The organism is Microcystis sp. LEGE 00066, from assembly GCF_015207925.1.
In the GTDB taxonomy this organism is placed as follows: Bacteria; Cyanobacteriota; Cyanobacteriia; order Cyanobacteriales; family Microcystaceae; genus Microcystis; species Microcystis ichthyoblabe_A.
In genome coordinates, this window is record NZ_JADEVX010000076.1 from 1 (window position 1) to 20,414 (window position 20,414).

The 20,414-nt window shown below is 40.7% G+C and carries 19 protein-coding genes and 2 pseudogenes; 5 read left to right on the forward strand and 16 right to left on the reverse strand.

The window, feature by feature from the left end; translation table 11 throughout:
• A pseudogene (locus IQ224_RS12170) lies at positions 1-174 on the forward strand (ISAs1 family transposase); the annotation flags it as partial.
• Positions 175-464: 290 nt separating this feature from the next.
• Here IQ224_RS12170 and IQ224_RS12175 read toward each other — a convergent pair.
• From IQ224_RS12175 to IQ224_RS12215, 9 genes are all read right to left on the reverse strand, one after another.
• Complete coding sequence (locus IQ224_RS12175) at positions 465-881, reverse strand: type II toxin-antitoxin system HigA family antitoxin (RefSeq protein ID WP_194032996.1); 417 nt, start codon at positions 879-881, stop codon at positions 465-467.
• Entirely contained in the window at positions 847-1,152 is a 306-nt protein-coding gene (locus IQ224_RS12180) for a type II toxin-antitoxin system HigB family toxin (RefSeq protein WP_002752609.1), read from the reverse strand. Before IQ224_RS12180 ends, IQ224_RS12175 begins: the two co-directional genes overlap by 35 nt.
• A gap of 256 nt (positions 1,153-1,408) precedes the next feature.
• Complete coding sequence (locus IQ224_RS12185) at positions 1,409-1,663, reverse strand: hypothetical protein (protein ID WP_002782656.1); 255 nt, start codon at positions 1,661-1,663, stop codon at positions 1,409-1,411.
• Between the two features lie 317 nt (positions 1,664-1,980).
• Positions 1,981-2,283 (reverse strand): UPF0175 family protein, encoded by a 303-nt coding sequence (locus IQ224_RS12190; protein WP_194032997.1) that lies wholly within the window; start codon positions 2,281-2,283, stop codon positions 1,981-1,983.
• A 207-nt stretch (positions 2,284-2,490) separates the two neighbouring features.
• On the reverse strand, positions 2,491-4,437 hold the full coding sequence (locus IQ224_RS12195) for a pentapeptide repeat-containing protein (RefSeq protein ID WP_194032998.1): 1,947 nt from the start codon (positions 4,435-4,437) through the stop codon (positions 2,491-2,493).
• Between the two features lie 5 nt (positions 4,438-4,442).
• Positions 4,443-4,727, reverse strand: coding sequence for a DUF2103 domain-containing protein (locus IQ224_RS12200; RefSeq protein WP_002732155.1), 285 nt, complete (start codon positions 4,725-4,727; stop codon positions 4,443-4,445).
• Positions 4,728-4,729: 2 nt separating this feature from the next.
• Positions 4,730-5,023: an ATP-dependent Clp protease adapter ClpS gene (clpS, locus tag IQ224_RS12205; RefSeq protein WP_194032999.1), complete on the reverse strand. Its 294-nt coding sequence runs from the start codon at positions 5,021-5,023 to the stop codon at positions 4,730-4,732.
• A gap of 55 nt (positions 5,024-5,078) precedes the next feature.
• Positions 5,079-6,212 carry a glycosyltransferase family 1 protein gene (locus tag IQ224_RS12210; protein ID WP_002749281.1) on the reverse strand — a complete coding sequence of 378 codons (1,134 nt, stop codon included), beginning with the start codon at positions 6,210-6,212 and terminating at the stop codon, positions 5,079-5,081.
• Between the two features lie 97 nt (positions 6,213-6,309).
• Complete coding sequence (locus IQ224_RS12215; RefSeq protein WP_002749282.1) at positions 6,310-6,972, reverse strand: 4'-phosphopantetheinyl transferase superfamily protein; 663 nt, start codon at positions 6,970-6,972, stop codon at positions 6,310-6,312.
• A 250-nt stretch (positions 6,973-7,222) separates the two neighbouring features.
• Here IQ224_RS12215 and IQ224_RS12220 point away from each other — a divergent pair, with 250 nt between their 5' ends.
• From IQ224_RS12220 to IQ224_RS12230, 3 genes are all read left to right on the forward strand, one after another.
• Complete coding sequence (locus IQ224_RS12220; protein WP_084989829.1) at positions 7,223-8,164, forward strand: serine hydrolase; 942 nt, start codon at positions 7,223-7,225, stop codon at positions 8,162-8,164.
• A gap of 240 nt (positions 8,165-8,404) precedes the next feature.
• Positions 8,405-9,754 carry an AAA family ATPase gene (locus tag IQ224_RS12225; RefSeq protein ID WP_002749293.1) on the forward strand — a complete coding sequence of 450 codons (1,350 nt, stop codon included), beginning with the start codon at positions 8,405-8,407 and terminating at the stop codon, positions 9,752-9,754.
• Positions 9,755-10,495, forward strand: coding sequence for a chromosome partitioning protein ParB (locus IQ224_RS12230; RefSeq protein WP_194033000.1), 741 nt, complete (start codon positions 9,755-9,757; stop codon positions 10,493-10,495).
• Between the two features lie 203 nt (positions 10,496-10,698).
• On the opposite strand, the pseudogene IQ224_RS12235 reads toward IQ224_RS12230, so the two are convergent.
• From IQ224_RS12235 to pstS, 6 genes and pseudogenes are all read right to left on the reverse strand, one after another.
• Positions 10,699-11,413, reverse strand: a pseudogene (locus tag IQ224_RS12235) (IS1 family transposase); the annotation flags it as partial.
• 543 nt (positions 11,414-11,956) lie between these two features.
• Positions 11,957-12,754, reverse strand: coding sequence for a phosphate ABC transporter ATP-binding protein PstB (pstB, locus tag IQ224_RS12240; protein WP_016515809.1), 798 nt, complete (start codon positions 12,752-12,754; stop codon positions 11,957-11,959).
• Between the two features lie 104 nt (positions 12,755-12,858).
• Complete coding sequence (gene pstB / locus IQ224_RS12245; protein WP_002749312.1) at positions 12,859-13,662, reverse strand: phosphate ABC transporter ATP-binding protein PstB; 804 nt, start codon at positions 13,660-13,662, stop codon at positions 12,859-12,861.
• A 95-nt stretch (positions 13,663-13,757) separates the two neighbouring features.
• Positions 13,758-14,651 (reverse strand): phosphate ABC transporter permease PstA, encoded by an 894-nt coding sequence (pstA, locus tag IQ224_RS12250; protein WP_002749314.1) that lies wholly within the window; start codon positions 14,649-14,651, stop codon positions 13,758-13,760.
• 216 nt (positions 14,652-14,867) lie between these two features.
• Complete coding sequence (pstC, locus tag IQ224_RS12255; RefSeq protein WP_002749316.1) at positions 14,868-15,827, reverse strand: phosphate ABC transporter permease subunit PstC; 960 nt, start codon at positions 15,825-15,827, stop codon at positions 14,868-14,870.
• Between the two features lie 91 nt (positions 15,828-15,918).
• Positions 15,919-17,040: a phosphate ABC transporter substrate-binding protein PstS gene (gene pstS / locus IQ224_RS12260; protein WP_002749317.1), complete on the reverse strand. Its 1,122-nt coding sequence runs from the start codon at positions 17,038-17,040 to the stop codon at positions 15,919-15,921.
• A 383-nt stretch (positions 17,041-17,423) separates the two neighbouring features.
• On the opposite strand from pstS, the gene IQ224_RS12265 reads away from it, so the two are divergent.
• Complete coding sequence (locus IQ224_RS12265; RefSeq protein WP_110579564.1) at positions 17,424-18,458, forward strand: PstS family phosphate ABC transporter substrate-binding protein; 1,035 nt, start codon at positions 17,424-17,426, stop codon at positions 18,456-18,458.
• A 149-nt stretch (positions 18,459-18,607) separates the two neighbouring features.
• Here the strand turns inward: IQ224_RS12265 and IQ224_RS12270 are convergent, their stop codons facing one another.
• Positions 18,608-20,149, reverse strand: a complete 1,542-nt coding sequence (locus IQ224_RS12270) for a ferredoxin--nitrite reductase (protein WP_002749321.1) — start codon at positions 20,147-20,149, stop codon at positions 18,608-18,610.
• Positions 20,150-20,414: the final 265 nt, after the last annotated feature.

Consider the following 20,414-nt stretch of genomic DNA (forward strand, 5'->3'; position numbering starts at 1 on the left):
GTAATTTTTGAGGAAGATAAAAGCGAGATAAGTGATTTTCAAGCGGCCAGCAATTGGTCAATTCTCACAACCATAGGATTGAATCTTTTCAGAGGTTTGGGTTTTCTCTCAATAACAGAGGGACAGATGTGGTTAGCTGAACGTTGGGAAAAACTGATAGTTTTATCGACGTAAGAAGCAGAAAAATTAGGTAAATTAACAGGATGTACTCTCAGACAATTTCAAGAGAGATAGGCTTTTAGTGGCTTGGGAACAGGCTTTATCAATCTATTCATAATAAATATTGGCAGAAGATTAAAGATTAGTTATTATGACTAACTCTTTTGATTAGAAAAAGATAAACTTGAGAATCTTCGGTCAAATTTATTGACTCAAAATCAGCTGTAATTAATTTAAATGAAACAGCCCTAGGACTAAGGGGGGATCTACCCTTATTAAGGGGAGTATCTGATAATTTTTAACGCCTACCTACTTAAAAATAAACTTGAGTCAACGTGAAAAAACTGTCCTAACTTTACAGCTTGTTTTTCTGTTATTATTTGTTGGCCAATAAGAATATCAGAAACTATTGTTTTTGAACCTAGTATATCTGATAAATCTTTTTCTTGTAAGTTGTTAGCTTCCATGAGTTCCCAGAGTATTGAATGGGGTTCTGATTCTTCAAGGGTATAATGATCTTGTTCGTACTTTTCGATTAAAGTCAAGAGTAAATTTAACAAAGTGGTTTCTTCTAGACTGCGATTTTCTCGATGAGATAAGGCCTCAGCTAGGTTAATAGCCTGTTCGTTTTCTGCCTCGTTTTCTATCACTTTTGGTAGATACTCGGCTAGTAACCTTCCGTAGGTATCACGGTTTAAAGTAAGGGTCATTTTTCCACTCATCTTTGTCATACTCCGCGTGAGTCAAAATGTACTTGATATAAATTACTTGGTCTTTGTAAACGATATCTACAATTAGACGATAGCGATTACCTTTGATATTAAAAACCGTGAAATTACCAACAGCTTCCGCTTGAGAATACACAGCTTGAACTTCAGCCAGGTTTTTCCACTCTGCTTTACTAGCAATTTTATACCAAGTATTAATGGCATTAACAGCATCGGCGTGTTTTCCGGAAAATTGCCGCAGTTTTGTACGGCTGATGATGTGCATATTCTTATTGATTTAGAATAGCTCTTGTATTCTAGTTTATCATAGCCTTATTTGCGCCACCAACCCGAAAACCAGCGCCACAGGAATTTCGTCGGGAATATCAACAGTGATTTGCTTGACACTCCCGTGGCTAAAAGCGAGAGATTCTTGGTTCCGCCGAGTTTCCTTAACCTAACAGGACGTATCCAACGGCCAATCGTCCACACGGATGAGAATATTGGCATCCAGAACGATTCTTTTCGTCATAGCAGAAAGCCTAACGCTCGCCTTCCCGGAGTTGACGGAATTCGCGAACGAGCGCATCTTCAGAAAGTCCCTGTTCGCGTAAAAGCGCATCCAACCTCTCGGCGGCGCGTTTTAACCCGTCGATCTCCGCTTCCGATGGCTCCGGTCGTGCCGGCAAGAAATAACCCACCGTCTGACCCTGGCAAGTGACGGCGATGGGAGTAGTAGAACTCAAATATTTGGCGAGATGATCCCGGAATTCTCCCATTCCGATTTTTTCTAGCATAGACTATTGCTTTTCCCGCTTGTGTACTGTTGTGTAGATAATTTTAGCAGAAAAATCTAACGGTAAAGAATCTTAAGTTAGCGTCAGAACATCTATTGCTGCCGCAAAAGTCGTTCGAGTAGGCTGGGTGCAACCCAAAAGCCAGCTTCTTGGAGACGTTCAAAGGTTACTCTTGAACTACTCTCAATTCCGTTGAGAGTAGTTCACTTCATCAGCTACAGCTTCAGGAATGACCACAAGCTCCTACAGTTCTTGTAGGAGCATAATTTGGTCAATTAAGAGCAGGTAGCAAATCGGAGAAGTGTCAGAAACAACTATCATTTCGCTCTGAGTTCTTTGAGAGTTTGCAAATCGCGTTCCAGTTCAATTTCATCATAATTCAGATAGACTCCCATCCGCTTTAAAAAGGCATGAGTTTCTAACCGAGAAGGTAATTGAAGGATGCGTCCAACTTCGGCCGTACTCAAGATACCGGCACGGTAAGCATCAGCAATAACCATTTCCAGCAGTTTATGAGCCAAATTATCGCCTGTTTGACCTAATCTCTGGGCGATTTCGTCGGGAATATCAACAGTGATTTTCATAAAATTATCGGAGTCGCTACCAGTTAGTTCTATCATAGGTGAAATAGATGGCTCTTCCAGTTTTTGTGTGGAAGGAAGAAGAATAGGGATAATTTGGGTGCATCTCAATTTGGTCGAAATATCTATAGGACATTTTGGGCGCACGCAGTTCGATAAACCCACTGACCACAGTGCGCCCCTACCATTGGTGTAATAATAGGATTGTAGGGGCGAATTGCATTCGCCCTCTTTGGTTTTTACAGTTTATTTTAAATAAATCAAGAGATTTAACCCCGGAATTGTGCGCGAGAGAGTCCAGAGAAGGAGAGTAATATAAAAGATGCCGATACCCCATTGATACCAAACTAAAAAAGAAACAATGGTGGGTAATTCTCGATCGCGAACTCGCCAATCATTAAAGCCTAATTTTAGCAAATTATTGAGACTTAAATCGTAATAATTTAACCAATTCCAACGCTTTTGCCAAGGAATGGGAGTATAACGATCGCGAAAGAGGGGAAATTCAGGAACCACAGGTAAACGGGTGATTAATAAGCGTAATTGTCGCATACTGCCATCTTGCAGAAAATAGGAACTATCCATTAAATCGTGATAGCGTCCCCGACGATAAAGTTCGATAATTAAAATTAGGGGTAAGGGGACAAGAATTAGGGCAATAGCTGTTAAAGTTAGTAGGGGACGACTGGCAGATTGCAGGATATTAAACACACCAGAAAGGGTGAGAATAATATAGCTAGTTACCATACAAAAGATTTCATAACGACTAGGAATTACTGGTTTAGGAGTGAGACGACGCACGCGATCGATTAACCAAAATAAACAGCCAAAATAGGCAAAAATTATGATTCCTGTACCAAAAACTAAACTAAAATTTGTACCATCTTGACTTAAGAGTAATAGTAAAGTAAGGAAAGAAGTATGCAGAAAATCAGCTACCCAAGTGAGGTTAATTAGGCGAATAACTGAGATATTATTCAGTTTTTGTTTTAACTGTTGTAATCGCAATTTTTCGGTTTTGTATTCAATTTGATTAGCATCGGCAATTTGTTCTAGGGAGCGAAAATTACGAACTAAATTTCTTAAAACTGTTTCATTTCCTGCTAGGTTTGGTAAATAAATTGCTTGACCAATTACTCCTCTATCTCCTAGTATTTTCGCTTTATCGGAATCAAAAGCTAATCCTGATACACTTAAATAACTATTGTTAGTAAAAGTGGAATTACTAAAATCTACCTGATCTAAAAGTTTCACATCTTGAAAACTAACCACACCATTAAAATAACTAGAACGGAAAGCACCTGATTTTTCAAAAGTGGCATTTCTAAAGGTTAATAAACTTAAAAATCTACTCTTAGAAAATAGCGGACGATCTCGCCATTGACTTTGGGAAAAATTAGCTTCTTTTTGCCAGAAAGTACGGGTAAAATCTGCGGGTTTATCGTATTTGGTTTGATCAAAATAAGCTTCGGCAGTAAAATGACTGCCATGGAAGTTAGTAATACTTTTAAAATGGGCCGTGCGAAATATGGCTTTATTTAAAAATTGACTTTGACTAAAATTTACATCTCCCATAAAATTGGCTTTTGTAAATTTTGCCACCCTAGCAAAACGCGATTCTACCCAATTACTTTCACGACTAAATTTTGCTGCCATTGCTTCGACAATTTGCAGAAAAAAAGTCTTAGAAAAGTCCACTTCTCCCATAAATACGGTTCCCTGCAACTTCACCGGTCCACGAAATACTGTGACATTAAAAACCGGTTCATCGCTATCGAATAAAAAATTTTCGTCCTGTTGTAATAACTGTTCTTCCGTGGGTGATAACAAGGTAGCAAGGGCCACTTTTGTTAAAGGAGTCGGTAAACCCAGACGGGAAGCGATAAAATTGCCTTGAATTAAGGAATTACTAAAATCTAAACCTAAGGGTTGTTTAGCGCGATTAATTTGACCTTGAATCTGTTGATAAAATTGTTCTTGTAGTTCTTTATTTTCATCGCGGATATCGATAACTAAATTGGCTAAATCGATAGTAGTCATCCCTTCTTTAAGGACGGGTGCGCTTAAACGTTCCTGCAATAAAGTTACTGTTAAAGGAACTCTATCCACTACTGCCAAACTAGGGAGAGAATGTAAACAGAAAAACAGAAAAACAATGATTAGTAACCAGCAGCTTTTCAACAACGCACCCACGACAGTTATTTTCCTAAACAAGCTTGGATAGCCATTTCTAAGTCCTCTTGGTTTAAATCGGTGATAACAAAGACTTCCTGAACACTTTTTCCTGTCCTCGCAATCAGCTTAAAACCACCACGAATTGGCACTGATATCCGCAATTGTAACCGCGGACAATGACCTTTTGAGCGAGAAAGTACCCCCGGGGTGACAGTGGTGATTCCTTGATAGGTAATTAACTTTTCTAATACCGCAATCAACCCCGGTATATGAGTAGAATGATTCCAAACTAAGCGACCATTATTCATAATTATACGGCTTCTAGGGGAGCCATGGTTAATCCTTCCCGTCGCAATTGTTGGTGATAAAGTTCCGCTGGTTCTTGGGGACCGGTCCAGACAATTGCTTGTCCTTGGTAGTGAACTTGATTAGTTAATTCCCAAGCTCGATCGGTGGTCATATCCGGGATATATTTAATTAAACAATTGACCACATGATCGAAGGTGTTAAAGTCATCGTTGAGAACAATAACTTTATAGTTGGGATAAGTCTTTTTGACCCCTTGGGTGGACTTATCTAAGGTGGTACTAGGTGCGCTGGCCATAGAAGTTACAATAGGTTAAGGTTTTGGCGGTTAAATTCGAGCATTTTGACAACAATTAAGCGGCAAAAGCCACAGAATTATTCTTCAAAACTTGGTGATAGTAATTTAATAACTGTTTGGTGGCCGCTTGCCATGCCCATTTTTCCGCTTCTAAACGCGCATTTCGTCGTAATTCCTCTCTTTCTGCCTTGGCGGTTAGTAATCTTTGGGTGGCACTAATTAAACCCTTTTCATCCCTAGGATCGAAGAGATGACCATTAACTCCATTGGTGACAATATCGGGAATTCCCCCCGAATTTGCCGCTACTACCGGACAACCGGCAGCCATGGATTCTAAGAGGACTAAACCGAGGGTTTCTGTGCGTGAGGGAAAAAGAAAAGCATCTGCGGAAGCAAAAGCAGAGGCTAATTCTAACCCCTGTAAATAACCGACAAAATGGGTATTTGTGTCGGCAAAATGACTTGTTAAAGCTTCCCGATGGGGACCGTCTCCCACAATGGCAAATCTTGCTTCGGGAATCGCTTCTAATACTGGTTTAATGCGATCAATTTCTTTTTCGGCCGACACTCGACCAACATATAATAAGAGAGGACTATCGGGGTTATTTTGGGATAATTTCAGTCTCATAGCTGGGGATTTTAAATGAGGTTGAAATAATTCCGTATCGACTCCCCTTTGCCAAAGCTCGACCTTTTCAATGCCACGACTAGATAATTCTTGCACCATAGCGGTGGAAGTGCAGAGATTTAAACTTGCTTGATTGTGGGCTAATTTTAATAATTCCCAGAGTAATCCTTCTAGGGAACCTAATCCATAGTGTTGTAGGTATTGGGGGAGATGGGTATGATAGGAAGCGACGAGGGGAATGTTCATAGTTTTGGCAAAATAAATGCCTCCCACCCCTAAAATAGCCGGGTTAACCACATGAATAATATCAGGTTTGAACCTCTCTAAAGCTTGACCGACGGAAGGCCGGGGGAAAGCCATTTTTAATTCCGGATATAGGGGTAAGGGAATCCCTGTAACTCCATGAATCTTAGCACCTTTGTACTCTTTTAAACCGCCATCGGGAGAGAAAACTAATACCTGATGACCTAATCTTTGTAGGTGTTCTACGGTATGTTTAAGACGGGTGACAATGCCATCGATTTTCGGTAAGAAAGTTTCTGTAAAAAGAGCAATTCGCATAGAGAAAGCAAGATTAAGTAATAGTTAAGGGCAAGCTTTTTTCGAGATAGCTAGGAATAATTACTGAATTTCTCAAGGCAATTAACTCCCCAATTAATCATAGATCAGAAAGGCCAAAGGTTTTAATCACTCGATCGCTACCTTCGATAACCACCGTCGCTCGATAATTATCGCCGATTGCCGCTGTCCATAATTGCCATTCCCCCGCCACATTGTCTAATTTTAAGGGATTGAGGCCCACTTCCACTCGATCGAGTCCCCCGCTAATTCCCGTTCCCAGTGCCTTTAAATAAGCCTCTTTTGCCGTCCATAACTGAAAAAATAGCTTTTCCTTCTCTGCGGACTTTTCAACAAGCTCGTGTTCCCTAGCACAAAAAAACCTTTTTGTCAAGCTATCTAAATCTTTCATCTGGCGCATTTTCTCTAAATCTACCCCAATGCGAGCGGTTAAAGTCAAGCCACAGATTGCCATCTCCTCGGAATGGGAGAGATTAAACTGCAATTGGTAGTTAATACTCGGTTTTCCCCGTTCACTGTAGATAAACTCGATTTTTTCGGGACTTATCGCCAAATATGACCCTAAAATCTCGCGTAAACATCCCCTAGCCACCAAAAAACGCCGCTTGTGTTGGGGAAAATGGTAACGATTAGCTCTAATTATTTCATCTTCCGAGAGCAAAGAAGCCAGTTTTTCTAGTCTATCCCCAGAGGGATCAAGACTGATAAAATAGAGATGAACCTCATCGGTAGATATAAACATTAAACTCAAAAGCACTCAAATAATTAATTATCGGTAAATTTTACGGCTCTTCTCGACTTTGTGTGATAATTTTTGCTTATGGAATCGTGAAATGCTTATCGGGTAACACTTTTAGGACTATTTTGTCGAAGAAACTATCAGTATAGACCTCGTTTCCACACAGAAACCAGAAGAGCCATTTTACCGTAAAATGAGAATTGCCGACTCAAGAATTTATCCACCTTCTAACTCTTGACTTTGCATCACACCTATGAACTTTTTTCATACTGAAGACCATCTCCAACAGTTCGGTACAGATATTTTAGAAACAACTTGGCGAGAATTTCCCCAATTAGCTCAAGAACAAATTGCCCTAACTTGGATAGTATATGATCCTCCTGTTATCGTCAACACGGGGGGAGCAATTTCTCACGAAGAATTCTGGAAATATTCCCCCCGCGGATTTAGTTATCGCGGACAAGAAAGAACCTATCCCGCTAGTTTAGGGAAATTGTTTTATCTAGTAGCAATTCATGAGTGGTTAGAGGGGGGAATGATTGCCGAAAGCAGCGAATTAAATCGCGCCATCCGTGACATGATTGTTGACTCTAGTAATGATGCCACCAGTTTAGTTGTAGATCTGGTCACGGGAACCACTAGCGGTCCAGAAATTGCCGCCGATCCCTTTGAAACTTGGAAGCAACAACGCAACATAGTTAATCGTTATTTTCAATCCCTAAATTGGCCAGAATTAGCGACAATTAACGTTAATCAAAAAACTTGGTCTGATGGTCCCTATGGACGTGAACGCGCTTTTTTAGGGGAATTAATGGAGAATCGCAATATGTTGACTAGCAATGCAGTGGCGCGTTTAATTCATACTATTGTCGGTGGGATTGCTGTTTCTTCCCAACGTTCCCAAATGATGATGTCTTTACTAAAACGTAGTCTTAATCCTGCTGATTGGACAAGTCAAGGAGATGATACACAAATCTTAGGATTTCTGGGACAAGGATTACCAGAAAATAGTCAAATTTGGTCAAAAGCTGGTTGGACAAGTCAAGTGCGTCACGATGCAGCCTATATTGAAATTCCCCATCATACTCCCTATCTCTTAGTGGTATTTACCGAGGGAAAAGATAACAGTCAAAATCGCTCAATTTTACCTTTTATTTCCCAGAATGTAGCCGAGAAAATTATGCAGTTCAATTAATTGAAGCTGTGGGTAGGATGATTTTCTCTGTCATTGTCAAAAGTGCTAGATAAACATCCTACTGTCATGAACCCGTAAATTGACTGATGTGCATCTCAATATGTAGATTTTCTGGGATAGATGGGGTTTGTTCTTGCAGCTGAAATACTCGATTAAGTTTAGTCTGTGCTTCACCTTGACGAGAAGGACTGTCATCATTTAAACTAACAATAAGTTGTTCTTAAGTATTTCCTCAAATGTGTGACTTTCAATCCTCATCATTGTCATAACGAAAGGGAAGTGGAGAGTAAACTAATTGTCCAGTATTTACTCCCAAAACTAGGCTACAATGCCGAACATTGGTATCAACAAGTTAGCTTCGGTAAAGTCCGCTTAGATTTCCTTGTTTCCGCTCAAAAACCTATCAATAAAAGGCAGTTTTTTGCCTCTCACTGTCTAATTATCGAGGCTAAAAATCCCAGAGAAAAGCTCATCAATCATCGTCACCGCTTAGGTTATTATCTCAACTACTTTAAAGTGCAGTGGGGATTATTAACCAATGGTGATGAGATTCAAATTTATCGAAGAAAACCCGATAAAATTTATTTAGTTTTTAGATGTTCTGGGTTAGAAATTGCCTCTCACTTAGAACAGTTAAAATCTCTGATTGGTTACGAAACCTTATCTTTAGGTATTCCACAGCTCAATTCTCCAACAATCAACCACAGAAACCCCATGAAAACGATCGCAATTTATCATCATAAAGGTGGTGTTGGCAAAACCACCGTCGCTACCAATCTAGCGGCAGCTTTGAGTAAAAAAGGCAAGCGAGTATTATTAATTGATATTGATGCTCAAGCTAATAGTACCTTTGCCGTTGGTTTAATTAAGTTTCAATTCGATGATGACGATGATTTAAAAGATAAAAATGTCTTTCATTTACTAGATAACAGTAACCGCATTTTTATTGAGAATATTGTCAGAAAGTCTCAAGGATTCAATCATCCAGAAATTGATGTTATTCCCTCTCACATATCTTTAATTGCTAACCAAGCAAAAATTAAAGATAATGCGGCGGTATTTGCTAGATTGGCAAGAAAATTAGAGAAAGTAAATAATCAATACGATATTGTAATTATTGATGCACCTCCCGCACTTGATTTATATGCACGCATTGCTTTAATTGCAGCTGACTATCTGATAATCCCTTCTGATCTTAAACCATTTTCTAATCAAGGATTAGATAGCGTTAAAAACTTTGTTCAAGAGGAAATCAATGAAAGTCGTGGAGATTTGGGTAAACCAACCCTACAAATTTTAGGCGTTTTACCTTCCAAAATTTCCACCCATGCTCAATACTTAAAATATAATTTTCCCAAACAAAAACAAGTGATTCCAGACAAATATAATTTACCTTTGATGGAATCGACTATCTCGGAAAGAATGCCTTTATCTCGCTGTATAAATCAATACGTTACCGTGGGAGATTTAGAAATTCCTGCCCCCCAATCTATAATCGATTATGCCGAACATCAAGCTGATGCGGGAGTATCAGCAGCAGAATTTGAAGCCTTAGCAATTGAAGTTTTAGCTAAAATAGGAGTTAAATAAATGTGGAAATTTTTACGAGTCGATATTACTGATATTAATCCTTGCCTTCCCAGAGAAACCTTCTCTGAAACTGAATTAGAGAATTTAGCCAATCTTATTATTGAAATGGGTGGACTTATTCGCCCTGCTATTCTCAAAAAAGCTGATAATAAAAAAGTTGATGAACGTTATAATATTATTAGTGGAGATTTAGAATATTATGCTTCTGTCATCGCCAATCAGAAAGTTCCTGACATCGAGATGATTAACGCTTTTGTAGTTGATAAAGAAGCGGAGAGTATCGCTTTACAGCAAATGAAGTTATTATCCTCTTCTCCTGGGTTAATTACCACGCCTGAAAAAACGGATAATCCTTTAGAATTGAGGATGAGTAATCTTGAAAAACGATTAGAAACCCACTTACAAGCAATCCGAGAGGAGTACCAAAAAGAAATCAAAAGACTGGAAGAAAAAATTATTATTTCTCCTCCTTCTCCTCCTTCTCATCCTTCTCCTCCTTCTCCTCCTTCTCATCCTTCTCCTCCTTCTCCTCCTTCTAAGTCGATTTTAGAGCTTTTGAATAGCTGCGATACTAATCAACTTAAAAAAGTGGGAATTCCACCTGCATCTGTTAATGACTTTCTGAAAAAACGTTCAGAAAAGCCCTTTGATTCTTTGGAAGATATCCTAAATCGCCCAGTGTCAGGAGTTAAAGAGAAAAGATTAATTAAGCTTGTCGATTATTTGCTGACTTCTAATTGATTTTTGTGGGGGGTGTTAATACCGATGGATGTTATAATAATGGAAGATCAGGAAAAAATTCTGATCCGATAGCGGACAAAGATTAACCAGAAGACGGGTGAAAAGAGAAAACTTATGACAACTACCCCAGTAATAGCTGCTTTTTTAACAATTCCGGTGGTGATTCGGTAGTAGTGATGGCGGCTTAATCCTTTGCTTTGCTGTGCATTGTAGTCATGGATAAAATACCTAAGGGTTCCCCAACGTGATTCTCCATTTTTTTAGAGAAAGATAGACTATCTCTCACCAACCGAGAAATCCTTTGTCGAAAGGTATTATTTAATCTTTCAATAGGATTAGTTTGACCAGTTTCTTTACCTACTGCCCGATAACGTTTACTAGGAATTACTGTCTTATAGGACTCCCAAAAGTCTGTGTAAGCAACAGCGCATTGTCGGTAAACACCGGGTAAACTAGCCCCAAAGTTTTTTGGCTGATTGACGACTCCTATCTCCGCGCATAGCAACCAATAATTTCCCTTGTATTTCTATCAATTAACCGCCAAATATAAACCTTTATCGTCTGAGAAAAAACAAAAGACCACATCTCATCACATTCTATAACTAATTTACCTTTTAGTTTGTCCGAAACCTTTATTTGACGGGAGACAGCCGCCAGTTTATTGTTGACATAATTTTGTAACCATGACCAACTTACCCCTGTTACTCTAGCAATTCCTCGCAAGGAAATTCGTTCGAGCAAGAGTTTATCAATTAATTGTTTGGTTTCGTCAGAGACGGTTTTATTAGTGGGATTGATCACAAACTGACGACCACATTCTTTACATTGACGTTTGGGTTTTCCATTATGAATAGAACCATTCTTGATAGTATGGTGAGAACCACAATTAGGACAGGGGAATAGAGGTGAAGGGGGGATTTTGTTCGGTGCTAGACTGATATTTGAGTAAGCCAGACAGGAGCCAGAAAAAGATATTTATCAGAAAAGTCATGATCAAGCTAGAGGTTTGGCTCTCCCAGGTTTGGTGGGTAAAATGTATTCTAAGATACATTCCTCCTAGCGAGGGGGTGGAACGAACCACAAAGACACAAAGGACACAAAGATCGATCGATCATATAGTAAGTTAAACTTATCACACAGAACCTAGAAGAGCCGAGGTTTAAAGACTGATCGGGTTCCAATTATTTTTATTAATAAATATTTTACACAATTCATACCAGGTAAGCAAGAGAGCTACGCCACTACTACCGAATCATTACCTGTTTTTCTATGTGAAAATTGATGAAGTTCCAGCTTGAAAAACAGCTTTACCCGGCGATAAAGTAAAACTCTGTTTAACTCAAGTGCCAGATGATTGTCCACCGGGTTTCGCAATCAGTTAATTTAATCGTTTTTCAATCATTCCAGATGAAAAAAATTAATCTATCCCGGAGTCGTGAATAACGATTAATTATTAATACTTTAACCAAAACGACCGCTAACATAATCTCTAGTGGACTCTTGAGCGGGATTTTGAAAGATAACCTCGGTGCGATCATATTCCACTAAATAACCCACCTTACCACCTTTTGGGGTCGGTTCAGCATTATAAAAAGCCGTTAAATCAGAAACCCGCGACGCTTGTTGCATATTGTGGGTGACAATAACTATAGTATATTGGGTTTTCAATTCGTGAATTAATTCCTCAATTTTTAGGGTAGAAATTGGATCGAGTGCCGCACAGGGTTCATCCATTAAAACAACTTCCGGTTTAACCGCAATAGCGCGAGCAATACATAACCTTTGTTGTTGTCCTCCCGATAAAGCTAAACCACTTTCTTTGAGTTTATCTTTAACATCATCCCAGAGAACGGCTTTTTTTAAAGATTCTTCCACTAATTGATCCATATCACCATTGTAACCATTTAAACGCGCCCCAAAAGCGATATTTTCATAGATAGATTTAGGGAAAGGATTCGGTTTCTGAAAAACCATACCGATGCGACTGCGTAACCCGATAGGATTAACGGAATTACCATAAATATCTTGGCCCCGAAAGGTAACTTTACCCTCAATTTTGGCACTTTTAACTAGATCATTCATGCGATTAAAACAGCGCAAAACCGTACTTTTTCCGCAGCCAGAAGGACCGATAAAAGCGATCGCTTTTTTCTCGGGAATATCAAGGTTAACATCACGAACAGCGAGATTAGAACCATAGTAAACGTTTAAGTTTTTGGTTCTCAAAACCGCATCGGTGACAACATCGCTACTATACATAATCTTTAAAGGAATAGGTGTTGGGGAAAAGGGAGAAGGGAGAGGGAAAGAGGGAAGAAAAAAGCTGATAACTGATAACCGATAACTGATAACTGATAACTGATTTAGCCAAAACGTCCACTAACATAATCTTTAGTTGCTTGTTCTTGAGGATCACCGAAGATTTTGTCCGTATGATCAAACTCGACTAAATAACCAATTTTGCCACCTTTATCGGTGGGTTCAGCGTTATAAAAAGCCGTTAAATCCGCTACTCTAGTAGCTTGTTGCATATTGTGAGTAACAATAATAATTGTATAACGTTCTTTTAATTCGTGCATTAATTCCTCAACTTTTAAAGTTGAAATTGGATCGAGTGCCGAACAGGGTTCATCCATTAATAATACTTCAGGTTGAGCGGCAATAGTGCGAGCAATACATAATCTTTGTTGTTGTCCCCCCGATAGGGAAAAACCGCTTTCTTTTAGTTTATCTTTTACTTCTTCCCAGAGAGCTGCCCGACGCAAGGAAGTTTCTACTAATTCATCTAAATCGCCTTTATAACCATTTAATCGCGCTCCGTAAACCACATTATCATAGATGGATTTGGGAAAAGGATTAGGGCGCTGGAACACCATACCGATACATTTTCTGACTTCGACAGGATCCACCTCTTGAGAGTAAATATCTTGGTTATGATAAAAAACTTTGCCGTCAATACGAAAACCGTGAATTAAATCATTGAGACGATTAAAACACCTGAGAATGGTACTTTTTCCACAGCCAGAGGGTCCGATAAAAGCGGTGACTCTATTTTTGGGAATATCGATGGAAACGTCCCGCACTGCCCGATAATTACCATAGTAAATATCAGCCTTATCGACCTTTAAAACGGTTCCTGTAGAATGGGGGTTAGAATTAGTTAGCATAAATTATTTACCTTGAATTTGGCTAATTTAGGAATCAGAAAGATAGGTAGATTTTTACTTAAATATCCCTTTTTGCTTTTCACTTTTTCCTTGACTTAATAGGTTTTCTGGCGCGTGGCTAAACGGGATAAAATGTTAGTTACCAACACCAAAAGCACGAGAATTAAAGCACCTGCCCAAGCTAATTGCTGTTGAGGGGCAAAAGGGGCAGTAGCAAAGTTGAAAACTAGGACCGAAAGGGTGGCAATCGGTTCAAAGACACCCCGAGGCCAAAAGTTAGAGAATAATGCCGTAAAAATTAAGGAGGCGGTTTCCCCGGCAGCCCTAGCAATTGCTAAAGTCACACCGGTTAAAATAGCGGGAACTGCGGCAGGAAGGACGATTTTTAGGACGGTTTGGTAGTTATAGGCCCCTAAACCCATGGCTGCCCAGCGGATGTCTTGGGGAACGATTTTTAAAGCCTCATCGGTGGTTCTAATAATAGTCGGTAACATTAACACCGCTAAACCGATCGAACCGGCCAGGGCAGAAAAGCCTAAAAGGGCTGTTCCTTCGCCAAATAAGGGGGCAACTAGCAAACCGTAGGCGAAAACCCCGACAATAATTGAAGGGACACCCGCTAGAACGTTGGTAGCAAAGCGCACACCCTGGGCAAGTTTGTTATCACCGCTAAATTCCGAGAGATAAACCGCCGCTAAAACGCCGATGGGAACTGCGATCGCTGTGGCTAGGGCAACGACGATAATTGTGCCTAAAATGGCGTTAGCGATGCCTCCTCCTCCTAACCCCGGCGGTGGCGGTAATTTAGTAAAGAGATTAGCGTTTAAACGACCCACCCCTTGCACAAAAACGAAGCCTAGGACGGCAAAGAGGGGAATCACAGTAACAGCTAAACATAAAGCCGAGAGAACGGTCATAATTGTCCCCAATAGCGATCGAGGACTACTCGGTTTCTTTTTGAGATTATTGCCTAAATTCGCACTATCCATGTCAGTTATCAGTTATCAGTGAACAGTGAAGAGTGAACAGTGAAGAGTGAACAGTGAAGAGTGAACAGTAATCAGTTATCAGTTATCAGTGATTAGTAAACAGTGAAAAGTGAAAAGACAGCAGTAAACTGCCATTTGATGATGAACACTTAATACAAACTGCTCACTTAATACTCAAAACTTAAAACTCAAAACTGATAACTGCCTCCTGATGGCTTAATACTTAGCTTTGACGCGATTAACGATTAATTCTGCGAAGATATTGACTACTAGGGTCAAAACCAAGAGAACAAAACCCGCATACATGAGTGCCGATACTTGCATTCCCGAGGCTTCGGCGAATTGGTTAGCCAATAAGGAAGCGATCGTGTTAGCGGGGGCGAGAATAGAGGCACTAATGCGGTTAGAATTGCCGATAATCATCGTTACTGCCATGGTTTCCCCTAAAGCACGCCCTAAAGCTAACATAATCCCCCCGACAATCCCGGAAAAAGCGGCAGGAATTAATACCCGAAAAATCGTTTCCCAACGGGTGGCCCCCAAACCTAGGGAAGCTTGTCGCAAATCTGGCGGTAAAGCGGCCAAAGAGTCGCGAGAGATAGCGATAATAATCGGCAGGATCATAATTGCTAAAATAACCCCCGCCGGTAACATTCCAGGACCCCCTAAAGGAGTACTAAACAGAGGAATCCAACTAAAATTAGCATTTAACCAGTTACCAAGGGGTCTGAGGATAGGAATCAATACAAAGATACCCCATAATCCGTAAACAACACTGGGAATAGCGGCCAAAAGTTGTACGAGAAAAACCAAAATTGTCCGCGCATTTAAGGGAATAAAATCTTCGCTTAAAAAAATCGCTGAACCGATACCGAGGGGAACAGCAATCAGTAGGGCAATCAGAGAACTAACGAGAGTTCCGTAGATAACCGGCAGAACTCCGAATTCTTCCCGACCGCGCACGGGATTCCAAGCGCTACTGGTCAAAAATCCCAGACCAAAGGTTTGAATCGCTGGTAAAGCCCGAATAAAAATAACTAGGGCAATTAGGAGCAAAATCAGCCCAATAGCGATGGCAAAGGCGGTGGTTAATCCAACAAAGCCTTTATCGAGGATTTTTTCCGATTCTGGACGTTCTTTAAAATTTGAGTCGGGTGGAACTGTGGGCGCACTCATGATTAGGGTTTAAATCCAGCTAGTTTGCGGTAGCTAAGGTCGAAATTGGCCTTTCTACACTATTGTAACTTTGAATACATTTTTTCGGCGACTAATCCACCTTGATCGTGTAATCAGGATAGATGACATCGGCAGCGGCGGCTACTCGTTCCCGGACGTTTTTCGGTAGGGGAATATAACCAAGGGGAGCTGCTTGTTCTTGTCCTTGGTTAAGTCCAAATTCAATCATCGCCTCCATTGCTAAAGCTTTTTGGGGATCGTTGTATTTTTTGTAAACCAACATCCAGGTATAGGTGACAATGGGATAGGAATTTTCCCCCGGCGGATCGACGATAAAAGCGCGTAAATTTTCAGGCAGTTCAACGTTAGCGAGGGTAGCAGCGGCGTTGGTTTCATCGGGAATGACAAATTTACCCGCCTGATTTTGCAGGGCGGCCATGGGCAGGTTATTATTTTTAGCGAAACCGTACTCGATATAACCGATCGAGCCTTGATTTTGTTGAATTAGGGCAGTTACACCCTCATTGCCTCTACCGCCAAGAAATTTACCTTTTTTGGTCGGCCATTGTACGGCTTTTCCTTCACCGATGCTTTTTTTCCATTCGGGACTAACGGCGCTTAAAAACTTAGTAAAAACTCCCGTTGTCCCGCTACCGTCTGCCCGGTGAACTACGGTAATTTCTTGATTGGGTAGTTTTAAATCGGGGTTATCGGCGGCAATTTTGGCATCGTTCCAACGGGTAATCGTGCCTAAAAAGATGCCTACATAGGCTTCTCTACTTAGTTTCAGCCCTTCTACTCCGGGCAAATTATAAGCCATAACGATGCTTCCCGCCGTCATCGGTAGCAGTAAAACCCCGCGGCTAACTCTGGCCATATCCTCGTCACTCATGGCCACATCGGAAGCGCCAAAATCGATCGTACCTTGAATAAATTGTTCGACTCCCGCCCCGCTACCGGTAGATTGATAGTTAATTAGCAGTTTAGAAAATAGTTGATTGATGGTGACAAACCAGTTTTGATATAGGGGTGCAGGAAAAGAAGCTCCCGCGCCATTGAGGGCGACCTCTCCTTGCAGAGGAACCTGGGCGATTCTATTGCTTCCCTCTCCGCTGGTTCCCGCCGTATCGCCGCCACCACAAGCGGTTAAAGTCGCTGTTAGAGTCGCTAGGGATAAGGCTGTTAGTAAATTGGTCTTGTTTCTGCTGGGCATAGGATTAATTTTGATCTGTAAACTGCCTTAAATTTTACGCTAAAAGTTACCACTGCTTGGTAAAGAATAGGTTAAGAAGTGAATAAAAGAACGTAATGTATTGTCAATAAAAATTTTCTCGATAACTAGACAAAAATCTCAAATTCTTTTACTATCTATTTTGACTGAACATTAGTTTTAAGTCGCGGGTAAAGCCGCTAACTTTTCCTGTCTAGATAGGGGGTTTCTCTTTCCCTACCATTATAGTGACGTAAAAACAACAAAGAAAAGATTAAGGTTTTTATCCATCATCCCTCAGCTTTTTTCTTCCCACTTCCCTACTTCCCCAGTGATAACTGAAAAGTCTCCCCAATACCCGTTTTTACTTTCTCCTTTTGACACCTATGCTAGAAATCTTTACTCAGCTATCTCGTCCCACCAAAGTAGTGGCAACCATACTAGGAACTGCTCTACTTTTCCCCGCTTGTGCCAATATTAATCCTCAAGACCTAAAACCAATTAAAATCGATGGTTCGAGTACCGTAGCACCAATTACCGATAAAGTTCTCGAAGATTTTAAAGCCAATCCTCCCCACAAAGCTTTGGCTGATGTTAAAGTTGACGCTAATATTTCAGGAACCGGCGGCGGTTTTAGAAAATTTTGTGCAGGAGAAACCGATATTAATAATGCTTCTCGGCCGATTTCTGTGGAAGAATTAAAAAAATGTGATGCTAATAAGATAAGATTTATTGAACTACCGATCGCTTTTGATGCTTTAACCGTGGTAGTCAATCCCCAAAATAACTGGGTTGATGATATTTCCACCACAGAATTAAGAACTATTTGGGAACCAGCAGCCGAGAATAAAATCAAACGTTGGAATCAAATTAATCCCGCTTGGCCCGACCGACCGATTACCCTTCACGGGCCGGGTAAAGATTCCGGAACCTACGATTTTTTTAGTGATGTAATTAACGGCAAAGATGCCAGTCGTGGGGACTTTAATTTTAGTGAAGATGACCAAGCTTTAGTTAATGCCGTCAGTCAAGATCCCAACGCTTTAGGCTATTTTGGCCATGCTTACTATGAACAAAATCGGGATAAATTAAAAGCTTTGAAAGTTAATGGTATTGAACCAACTCGCAGCAATGTCGAGGATAGTAAATATCAGCCTTTATCGCGTCCTTTGTTTATCTATGTTAATGCCCAAAAAGCCCAAGAGAATCCCGCTTTAGAGAAATTTGTTAAATATTATCTCGATCGAGTTCCCAATTTATTAGATAGTATTGGTTATATTCCCCTACCGGATGAGGCCTATCATTTGGCACGGGTACAGTTGCAAAAATTTGAGGTAGGCACGGTTTTTGAGGGCAGACCCCAACCCAATTTAACCATCGGGGAATTACTTCGCAAACAAGCCCAATTTGAAGCTAAGTAACGATTCCCATCTGGAAGGAAAATATATAAAAATTTTCCTGCTGCCATCTGCCCCCTAATATAGCAAGAGGTCGGCCAATTTCAGCCAACAGAGATAGAGAAAAAAAGAGGGGATAAACCCCCCATTCAGCGTATCGAGAAACTTGTTAATTAACCTTTCGGTGTTGCACCAAATTGTTCGATGAGGATAGAAGTTAACAGCGATTTTAGATCCTCACAGGGAATCCCTTTTTGTACACAACTTCCCAGGTGAGCATCTTTACCCACTTTACCCCCCATGTAGAGGTCAACTCCCTCGACGGTTTTGCCGTCTTTGCGAGCTTTTGTCCCCATCAAACCGATATCGGCCACTTGGGGTTGTCCGCAGGAGTTAGGGCAACCGGTCCAATGAATCCGCACACCCCGGGGGATATTTAATTCAGCATCTAACTGACTAATCAAGTCCACAGCCTTATTTTTGGTTTCAATCAGGGCAAAATTGCAGAATTGCGCCCCCGTACAGGAAACGAGCGATCGTTGTAAAGGTGCGGGATTGGGGGTAAACTTAACCAGTAAAGGCTCGGTTAAAAGAGTCGCCACATTTTCAGCCGCTATATTCGGAATAATCACGTTTTGTTCCACAGTTAAACGCAATTCTCCGCTGCCATACACTTCGGCAATCCGGGCCAAATCGAACATATCATCGGCAAATAGACGACCAACGGGAACACAAAGACCGATATAGCTCAATCCCTGCTGTTTTTGGGGAAAAACTCCTAAATGATCCCGTTTTTCCCAGTCAATAGCGTCTTTTTCGGCTGCCGTTGCCAAGGGATAACCTAACTGATTAGCCACCCGCGTGCGGAATTCCTCGATTCCCCACTCATCAATTAACCACATTAAACGGGATTTTTGACGATTGGCACGCAATCCGTTATCGCGGTAAACTTCTAAAATCCCTCTGCATAAATCCACCACCTCCTGATTAGGTCTCACCCAAACATTCATGGGAATTGCCGCTTCACAGCGTTTAGCCGAGAAAAAGCCACCTACCACGACATTAAAGCCTAATTCTCCTTCTTTATAGGCAGGAACAAAGGCAATATCGTTAATTTCCGCATGAACCGAGTTATCCCGGCCCCCCTCGATGGCAATATTAAATTTGCGGGGCAGATTGGTAAATTGATAATTACCTTGACCGCAGTTGGTAATCATATCTTGGACTTTTTGGACTAATTCCCTGGTGTCAATTAATTCATCCGCGTCTAGTCCTGCCATGGGTGAACCGGTAATATTTCTGACATTATCCATGCCCGATTGTACCGAAGTCATACCCACGGATTTTAGTCGTTGGAAAATATCAGGAATATCTTCGATACGAATACCGCGTAATTGTAAGTTCTGACGAGTAGTAATATCGGCATTACCATCATCGCCGTAACGCTGCACAATTTCCCCTAAAACGCGCATTTGCTCACCGCTAATAATGCCGTTAGGAACCCGCAAACGCATCATGAATTTACCCGGGGTGACGGGACGATAAAAAACCCCCACCCATTTTAAGCGATGTTCTAAATCGGTTTTATCCATCGCTTCCCAACCGATTTGGGCAAAATGATCTAGTTCATCTTTAATGGCTAATCCGTCTTTCTCGGCTTTAAATTTCTCGAATTTATTGAGAGTTGTTCCATCTTTTTCAGGTGCTTGTACCACGAATCTATCTCCTTCTGGTTTGTGGGTGTAATTGTTCTAGTTGGTGCGGGTTAGAAATGAAGAAATCGGGATTTAACAATAAGTATTCTGTAAAATACTGTCGTCATTAGCAAAAATTTAGTAATTTACCTAGTCTCTATTTGTTATTTAATTCTTTTTAACTTGGACAATTTTGTATTGTTTGTAACAGAAATCCTTTAACCATCGTGTTTAAGGATTTCTGTCATGCAGTAAGTGCATTGAGGTGGGGAAATGGGGTGTGGGG